The sequence below is a fragment of the Pseudomonas protegens genome (assembly GCF_003732485.1).
Lineage (GTDB): Bacteria > Pseudomonadota > Gammaproteobacteria > Pseudomonadales > Pseudomonadaceae > Aquipseudomonas > Aquipseudomonas protegens_B.
On sequence record NZ_MOAK01000079.1, the window covers coordinates 55899 to 62741 of the forward strand.

A 6843-nucleotide genomic window follows, 5' to 3' on the forward strand; every position below is an offset into this window, starting at 1 on the left:
TCAGGCGCATCCACACCAGCAGGCAGCCCAAAGCGGCAAAGGCGTAAAGGCCCCAGGCGATCAGATAGTCGTTCTCGGTCATGGTGTCCATGGCAAGGCAGGCAAAGAGGCGCTTATGATAACGACTTTTCCCGTGTCAGGCTGCACCGCCGTCTGCCAAGCCCTCATTTGTCTTCGTTCGAGAGCCACCCATGCCCCTACCCGCCAACGACAGCAGCGCCCCGATTGCCCACAAGGCCGAAGGCGCTGACCCGTATGCCTGGCTGCAGGAACGCGACACCGACGCGGTGCTCGACTACCTGAACGCTGAAAACAGCTACCAGGAAGCCCGGCTGGCCCACCAGGCGCCCCTGCGCGAGACACTGTTCCAGGAGATCAAGGGACGGATCCTCGAGACCGACCTGTCCCTGCCCTCCCCCTGGGGCCCGTACCTGTATTACACCCGCACCACCGCCGGTGACGAATACGCGCGGCACTATCGCTGCCCGCGCCCGGCAGACGACAGCCTGACGGTGGACGAAAGCCGCGAACAGCTGCTGCTGGACCCCAACGCCCTGGCCAACGGCGGTTTCTTCTCCCTCGGTGCCTTCAGCATCAGCCCCGACCACCAGCGCCTGGCCTACAGCCTCGACACCACCGGCGAGGAAATCTACACCCTGTTCATCAAGGAGCTGTCCAACGGCAAGGTCAGCGAGCTGTCCTTCGACAACTGCGACGGCAGCATGACCTGGGCCAACGACAGCCTGACCCTGTTCTTCGGCGAGCTGGACGACACCCATCGCCCGCACAAACTGTTCCGCTACCGTCTGGACGGCACGGCCGCCGAGGAAGTGTTCCACGAGCCGGACGGACGCTTCTTCCTGCACTGCTACCGCTCAAGCTCCGAGCGCCAATTGCTGCTGTCCCTGGGCAGCAAGACCACCGGCGAAACCTGGGCCCTGGACGCCGCGCAGCCGCAGTTGCCGTTCACCTGCCTGGCGCCACGGGTCGAAGGCCATGAGTACGATGTCGATCACGGTCAACTCGACGGCCAGTGGACCTGGTTCATCCGCAGTAATCGCGAGGGCATCAACTTCGCGCTGTATCAGGCAGCCGACCAGGGTGCCATCCCCGAGGAAAGCGACTGGCAGCTGCTGGTCCCGCACAATCCCGAGGTGATGCTCGACGGCGTGACCCTCAATGCCGGCGCCATGACCCTGAGCCTGCGCGAAGGCGGCCTGCCGATCATCGAAGTGCATCCCCAGGACCTGCCCGTGTATCGCGTGCAACTGCCGGACGCGGCCTACAGCCTGCACGTGCAGAACAGCCTGGAGTTTTCCAGCGATCGCATCCGCTTGCGCTACGAGGCCCTGAATCGCCCGGCCCAGGTGCGCCAGCTGCAACTGGCCGACGGTCAACAGCAGGTGCTCAAGGAAACCCCGGTGCTGGGCCCCTTCGATGCCGACGCCTATGTCAGCCAGCGCCTCTGGGCCACCGCTGCCGACGGTACCCAGGTGCCCATCAGCCTGGTGGTCAAGCGCGAGTGCCTGGGCCAACCGACACCGTTATACCTGTATGGCTACGGCGCCTATGGCGAGAGCCTCGATCCCTGGTTCTCCCACGCCCGCCTGAGCCTGCTCGATCGCGGCGTGGCCTTTGCCATCGCCCATGTGCGTGGCGGTGGCGAGCTGGGGGAAGCCTGGTATCGCGCCGGCAAGCAGGAACACAAACAGAACACCTTCAGCGACTTCATCGCCTGCGCCGAGCACCTGATCGCCCAGGGCCTGACCAGCGCCCAACAACTGGCCATCAGCGGCGGCAGTGCCGGCGGCCTGTTGATCGGCGCCGTGCTCAACCAGCGTCCCGAGCTGTTCCAGGCGGCCATCGCCGAAGTGCCCTTCGTCGACGTGCTCAACACCATGCTCGACCCGGACCTGCCACTGACCGTCACCGAGTACGACGAATGGGGCAATCCCGAGGAGCCTGAGGTCTATGAGCGGATCAAGGCCTACGCCCCCTACGAGAACGTCCGGGCCCAGGCTTACCCGGCGACCCTGGTGATCGCCGGTTACAACGACAGTCGCGTGCAGTACTGGGAAGCCGCCAAATGGGTGGCCAAACTGCGCGCCACCAAGACCGACGACAACCCGCTGCTGCTCAAGACCGAACTGGGTGCCGGCCATGGCGGCATGAGCGGCCGTTACCAGGGATTACGTGACGTAGCCCTCGAATATGCCTTTATCCTGAACATTCTGGGCCTGGACTGAGGAACTACCCGCGGCGCTCCTGTCTTAACACTGGACCGCCGCCGGCAACCGCCGGACCGGGCCTGCGCCCGTGCAACAGACACAAGAAAAAGACCCTGACCCATGTCTGAACCCACCTTACTGAACAACGAGATCCGCGACTGGCTGATGGACTGCGGCCTGTTCGATCAACTGCTGCCTGCCGACTTCAACGCGGCAGCCGGCTATTTCAGCATCAGCAGCATCGCCGAGGGCGAAGCGATCTTTCATGAGGGCGATGCCGGTAGCTTCATGTGCATCATCCACAGCGGCCAGGTGGCCGTGCAGAAGACCCACCACGACGGCCAGCCCCTGACCATCGCCACCCTGCGCAGCGGTCGGGCCTTTGGCGAAATGGCGGTGCTCGATGGCGAGCGACGCTCGGCCACCTGCGTGGCGGCCAGTGATTGCCAGTTGCTCAACCTGGGCAAGGACTCCCTGGAGAAGATGCTCAACGATGCGCCGAAGATCGCCGCCAAGATCATCCGCGCCCTGGCTATTTCCCTGTCCAAGCGCCTGCGCATGGCCGACGGCCAGTTGCTCGCACAGCAGATCTAGGCCCCTTGCACCTTGGCCTTGTTGTCATTCTGCTCCAGCCCCGGCAGGGTCTGGTCCTTGGGCGGCTTGGGCATGTCGATGGGCGGCAGCAAGGGCGCGCTGCCACTGCTCCCGGCTTTCGGCGTACTGGGCGGGGTCACTTGCGGATAAGGCGTGGGGGTGGCAGTGCCCGGGGTGCCGAGGGTCGGCGTCGGGGTCACCACCGGGGCGCTTTGCGGCTCGTCGGCCAGGGCCGGGCCAGCACTCAGCGCCAGGGCGGCGGTCAGGGCGAGCGCCGCTTGGGCAATCACCGTTAGAATAGTGCGCTTCATCAATGGCTCCATTGCTATTGTCTGGCGTCAGGCTACTCCCAACCGGGAGCTTTTGCCTTCTTCAATGAGATCTCCATGAAACGTTTCGTACTGCTGGACACTACTCCGATTCCTGAAAGCGGCGGTGCCTTGTGCCTGTTCGAATACGGTGAGGATTTCGTCATCAAGATCCAGGGCGGCGACGGCGGCCAATTGATGAACACACGCATGCACGGCTCCGAGGACGCCCTGGCGCAGATTCCCTGCAGCAAAGTCGCCGGGCGCCCGAACTCGCGAGTCCTGATCGGCGGCCTGGGCATGGGCTTTACCCTGGCCGCGGCCCTCAAGCACCTGGGCCAGAGCGCCGAGGTGGTGGTGGCCGAGCTGGTGCCCGGGGTGGTGGAGTGGAACCGTGGTCCCCTGGGGGAAAAGTCCGGCCGGCCGCTGCTGGACCCGCGCACGGTGATCCGCCTGGAAGACGTGGCCAAGGTCCTGCAGGCCGAGCCTCAAGGCTTCGACGCGATCATGCTCGACGTCGACAACGGCCCCGAAGGCCTGACCCAGAAAGCCAACAGCTGGCTCTACTCCAGCGCCGGTCTGGCGGCTTGCGCCCGGGCCCTGCGGCCCAAGGGCATCCTCGCGGTGTGGTCCGCCAGCGCCGACCAGAAATTCTCCGAGCGCCTGCGCAAGGCCGGTTTCAAGGCCGAGGAAGTACAGGTCTTCGCCCATGGCAATCGCGGCACCCGGCACACCATCTGGATTGCCGAGAAGCTCAAGGCCTGAGCTAAACTTTGTCCATTACCGTCATTAGTCCTTCTACAAAGGTGAACCCATGAGTTCGTCCACTCCCCCGTCCAACACCGCCAAGCTGGACCGTATCCTTGCCGACGCCCAGCGCGACCGGGAAATGGGCTACCGCGACAAGGCGCTGAAGATGTACCCCCATGTCTGTGGCCGCTGCGCCCGGGAATTCTCCGGCAAGCGCCTGAGCGAGCTGACCGTGCACCACCGCGATCACAACCACGACAACAACCCCCAGGACGGTTCCAACTGGGAACTGCTGTGCCTGTACTGCCACGACAACGAGCACTCGCGCTACACCGACCAGCAGTACTTCGGCGAAGGCTCCCTGAGCACCCCGAAAATTGCCAAGGCGACCCACAACCCGTTCGCCGCCCTGGCCGGGTTGATGAAGAAAGACGGCGAATAACGGCTTCACGGGCAATCCGCTCCTGCAGGAGCGGGCTTGCCCGCGAACCGTCGAACACCCCGCCACACCCCGCCCAATCCCCGTATAATCGCGCTCTTTTCCCCCAAGGCTCCTCGCTCGTGGCAAACAAAAGGTACAGCTGCATCGGTTTGTATAACCCCAAGTCACCGGAGAACGTCGGTTCGGTGATGCGCGCCGCCGGCTGCTATGGCGTCGCCTCGGTGTTCTACACCGGCAAGCGCTATGAACGTGCCCGCGACTTCGTCACCGACACCAAGAAGGTCCACCAGGACATTCCCCTGATCGGCATCGACGACCTGAAGAAAATCCTCCCCCTGGGCTGCATCCCGGTGGCCGTGGAACTGGTGGAAGGCGCCCGTGCGCTGCCGGAATACACCCACCCGGATCGTGCGCTGTACATCTTCGGTCCGGAAGACGGCTCCCTCGACAAGGAGATCCGCGACTGGTGCGAAGACGTGGTCTACATCCCCACCACCGGCTGCATGAACCTGGCAGCCACGGTCAACGTGGTGCTCTACGATCGCCTGGCCAAGGGCAACAACACCCGCTCCGGTCCGAAGTACTGAAAACCCGCCGATCAATCCCCGGGAACCAGCGACGCCCTGGTGCAGTCAGCTTTGTATCCCACACCTCCCTTGGAGACAGAGCATGAGCGAGCGCAAACAGCTGCAAACGATCGAAGCCACACCCTTGCCGAGCCAACCGACCCAGAACGTCCAGGGCTGGGAGCGCATCGGCTCCCTGGCCGGTGGCGTGGTGATGATGGGCAAGGGCCTGCGCCGCGGCGGCGTATTCGGCCTGATTCAAGTCGCCATCGGTGGCGTGGCCCTGGCCCGGGGCATCACCGGGCACAGTTCGGCAAAAAGCCTGCTGGAGAAGAGCCGCCAGGACATGCACAACGTGCGCAGCAAGATCGAACACGCCGCAGAGGAACTGCGCAACCTGAAGGCCAATGCCGAGGCTGCCAGCCGCAATGCCAAGGCCGCCAGCAATGATGAAGTGAAGGTCCCCAAGGCCTGAGGCCGGGGCGTCCTCACGGACGCCCTCATGGACCAATCAGCGCCGGATCAGCGCAGCAGGCTGGTATCGAGGACCTTGGAGGTCTCGCCCAGCACGCTTTCGCTGAGCTGGATGAATTCAGCGGTGCTGATGCTTTCCAGGCGCATCGCCGCTTGCAGTACATCGTCCAGGGAGCGCTTGTTGCGAGTCTTGAGGCGAATTTCCCGATCCAGCTCCTGCAACAGCAGCACTGCCTTGGCCACCGTGGCGCTGTCCACCTGTTCGCCGCGCAGGCTGCTGACCTTGTGACTGTCCCGGGCCAGGCGCTTCTCCAGCACCTGATAACGCTCATCGCTGATACCACCGGCCCGGCGCAACAACTCGACGGCGTAATACTCCGCCAGTCCCTCGCTGATCCAGTCACTGCGCTGGCTGTCGTTGATCCGCGCCAGGGATTGCACCAGTTCCCGCAGCAAGGGGCTGGCGCCACTCTCGCTGACCAGCGGCAGGCGGCTATGGATGAACAGCGAATCGCGCCCGGCCAGGCTGCCGCGCCACATCGGATCGGCCGCGCCAACGATCAACAGCTTGCCGGGCTGACGCGGGAACACCGCCTGTACTTGCGGCCAGACAAAGGTCAGCAGGGTCAGCACGTCCATGCGGCGCATGCCCTGGCCCAGGGGCGACACCACGCTGACTTCGGTTGCTCCCAGACGCGTGCGGCGACTGCCCAGGTTGCCGGCCAGCATCCAGCCGGCGGGACGGTCGAACAGCCGCGAAGGATTGTCGATGCGGAAGCGATTCTTGCCGATACGCGGCCAGGCGGTCTCGATGCTTTTCCAACCGGCCGGCAAGTCGAAGTCCAGGCGCGCTACCAGTTCGACGCCATCCTGTTGATCAAGCCTGGCCGGGGGCACCAGGGTCTCGCCGCGCAGCAGCGCCCAGTTGGCGGTGCTGCGGCTGTCGTAGCTGCCCTTCTTGATGCTGTGACTCAGGCGCACCCTGTAGCTGAGGCTGGCCTTGCCGCTGGCCGGACGCCAGACACCGCGCTGGCCGGCGGCATCCGCCCCAGCCTGCCATTGGCCGTCGGCCTTGAAGTCGCTGTAGTCGCCGTCCCGCCCCAGGTCGAAGTCCAGGCTGCGCAAGGCCGAACCATCGGCCAGGGTCAGACGCACCTCGGCCTGATCGCTCTGGGGCAGGAAACGCACGTGATAATCCAGATCGACTTTCTTCGCCGCAAAGGCCGATGCGCTCAATGCCAGCATCGCAGCGGCCAGCGCCAGTTTCGCCCCCACCCTCATACACACTCCTTTTCTGGGTAACCTGGTTCTGCAGCCAACGCGGCGAATCTTCAGCCTGCGCGGAAAATCAGATGATCCTCCCAGTCCTCTTCCGCCACGCTGCCTTCGGCGAGCATGCGCCCGGACTGGGAAATACGTTCGTGGTGCACCGCATCGCGATCGCCGCACACCAGGTGGTGCCAGAGCGGCAGGGCCTTGCC

Annotated in this window: 8 protein-coding genes and 2 pseudogenes; 6 read left to right on the top strand and 4 right to left on the bottom strand. The window is 64.5% G+C overall.

From position 1 onward, the window contains the following. Positions 1 to 91: pseudogene (locus BLX41_RS21015) on the bottom strand (MFS transporter); the annotation flags it as partial. Positions 92 to 191: 100 nt separating this feature from the next. Here BLX41_RS21015 and BLX41_RS21020 point away from each other — a divergent pair. Both BLX41_RS21020 and BLX41_RS21025 read left to right on the top strand, forming a co-directional pair. Further along, a complete protein-coding gene (locus BLX41_RS21020) occupies positions 192 to 2246 on the top strand; it encodes a S9 family peptidase (protein WP_123726441.1) in 2055 nt (684 codons plus the stop codon). Between the two features lie 102 nt (positions 2247 to 2348). Continuing rightward, positions 2349 to 2822 (top strand): cyclic nucleotide-binding domain-containing protein, encoded by a 474-nt coding sequence (locus tag BLX41_RS21025; protein WP_123726442.1) that lies wholly within the window; start codon positions 2349 to 2351, stop codon positions 2820 to 2822. On the opposite strand, the gene BLX41_RS21030 is transcribed toward BLX41_RS21025, so the two are convergent. Further along, the gene (locus tag BLX41_RS21030) at positions 2819 to 3133 is read right to left on the bottom strand and encodes a hypothetical protein (protein ID WP_123726443.1); all 315 of its coding nucleotides are present in this window, start codon (positions 3131 to 3133) and stop codon (positions 2819 to 2821) included. The two genes, BLX41_RS21025 and BLX41_RS21030, sit on opposite strands and share 4 nt — an antisense overlap. A gap of 75 nt (positions 3134 to 3208) precedes the next feature. Here BLX41_RS21030 and BLX41_RS21035 point away from each other — a divergent pair, with 75 nt between their 5' ends. From BLX41_RS21035 to BLX41_RS21050, 4 genes are all read left to right on the top strand, one after another. Continuing rightward, a complete protein-coding gene (locus BLX41_RS21035; protein WP_123726444.1) occupies positions 3209 to 3895 on the top strand; it encodes a spermidine synthase in 687 nt (228 codons plus the stop codon). Positions 3896 to 3944: 49 nt separating this feature from the next. Continuing rightward, the gene (locus tag BLX41_RS21040; protein ID WP_123726445.1) at positions 3945 to 4322 is read left to right on the top strand and encodes a YajD family HNH nuclease; all 378 of its coding nucleotides are present in this window, start codon (positions 3945 to 3947) and stop codon (positions 4320 to 4322) included. A gap of 119 nt (positions 4323 to 4441) precedes the next feature. After that, positions 4442 to 4909, top strand: a complete 468-nt coding sequence (locus BLX41_RS21045; protein ID WP_102861638.1) for an RNA methyltransferase — start codon at positions 4442 to 4444, stop codon at positions 4907 to 4909. An 82-nt stretch (positions 4910 to 4991) separates the two neighbouring features. Then, positions 4992 to 5363, top strand: a complete 372-nt coding sequence (locus tag BLX41_RS21050) for a YgaP family membrane protein (RefSeq protein ID WP_123726446.1) — start codon at positions 4992 to 4994, stop codon at positions 5361 to 5363. Between the two features lie 47 nt (positions 5364 to 5410). Here BLX41_RS21050 and BLX41_RS21055 read toward each other — a convergent pair whose 3' ends face one another. Beyond that, the gene (locus BLX41_RS21055) at positions 5411 to 6643 is read right to left on the bottom strand and encodes a hypothetical protein (protein ID WP_123726447.1); all 1233 of its coding nucleotides are present in this window, start codon (positions 6641 to 6643) and stop codon (positions 5411 to 5413) included. Positions 6644 to 6693: 50 nt separating this feature from the next. Then, positions 6694 to 6843 (bottom strand): annotated as a pseudogene (locus BLX41_RS35875) (YcgN family cysteine cluster protein); the annotation flags it as partial.

Coding starts and splice junctions, on each gene's coding strand:
- BLX41_RS21040 (WP_123726445.1), top strand. CDS start 3,945: ATGAGTTCGTCCACTCCCCCGTCCAACACCGCCAAGCTGGACCGTATC.
- BLX41_RS21020 (WP_123726441.1), top strand. CDS start 192: ATGCCCCTACCCGCCAACGACAGCAGCGCCCCGATTGCCCACAAGGCC.
- BLX41_RS21025 (WP_123726442.1), top strand. CDS start 2,349: ATGTCTGAACCCACCTTACTGAACAACGAGATCCGCGACTGGCTGATG.
- BLX41_RS21035 (WP_123726444.1), top strand. CDS start 3,209: ATGAAACGTTTCGTACTGCTGGACACTACTCCGATTCCTGAAAGCGGC.
- BLX41_RS21055 (WP_123726447.1), bottom strand. CDS start 6,643: ATGAGGGTGGGGGCGAAACTGGCGCTGGCCGCTGCGATGCTGGCATTG.
- BLX41_RS21050 (WP_123726446.1), top strand. CDS start 4,992: ATGAGCGAGCGCAAACAGCTGCAAACGATCGAAGCCACACCCTTGCCG.
- BLX41_RS21030 (WP_123726443.1), bottom strand. CDS start 3,133: ATGAAGCGCACTATTCTAACGGTGATTGCCCAAGCGGCGCTCGCCCTG.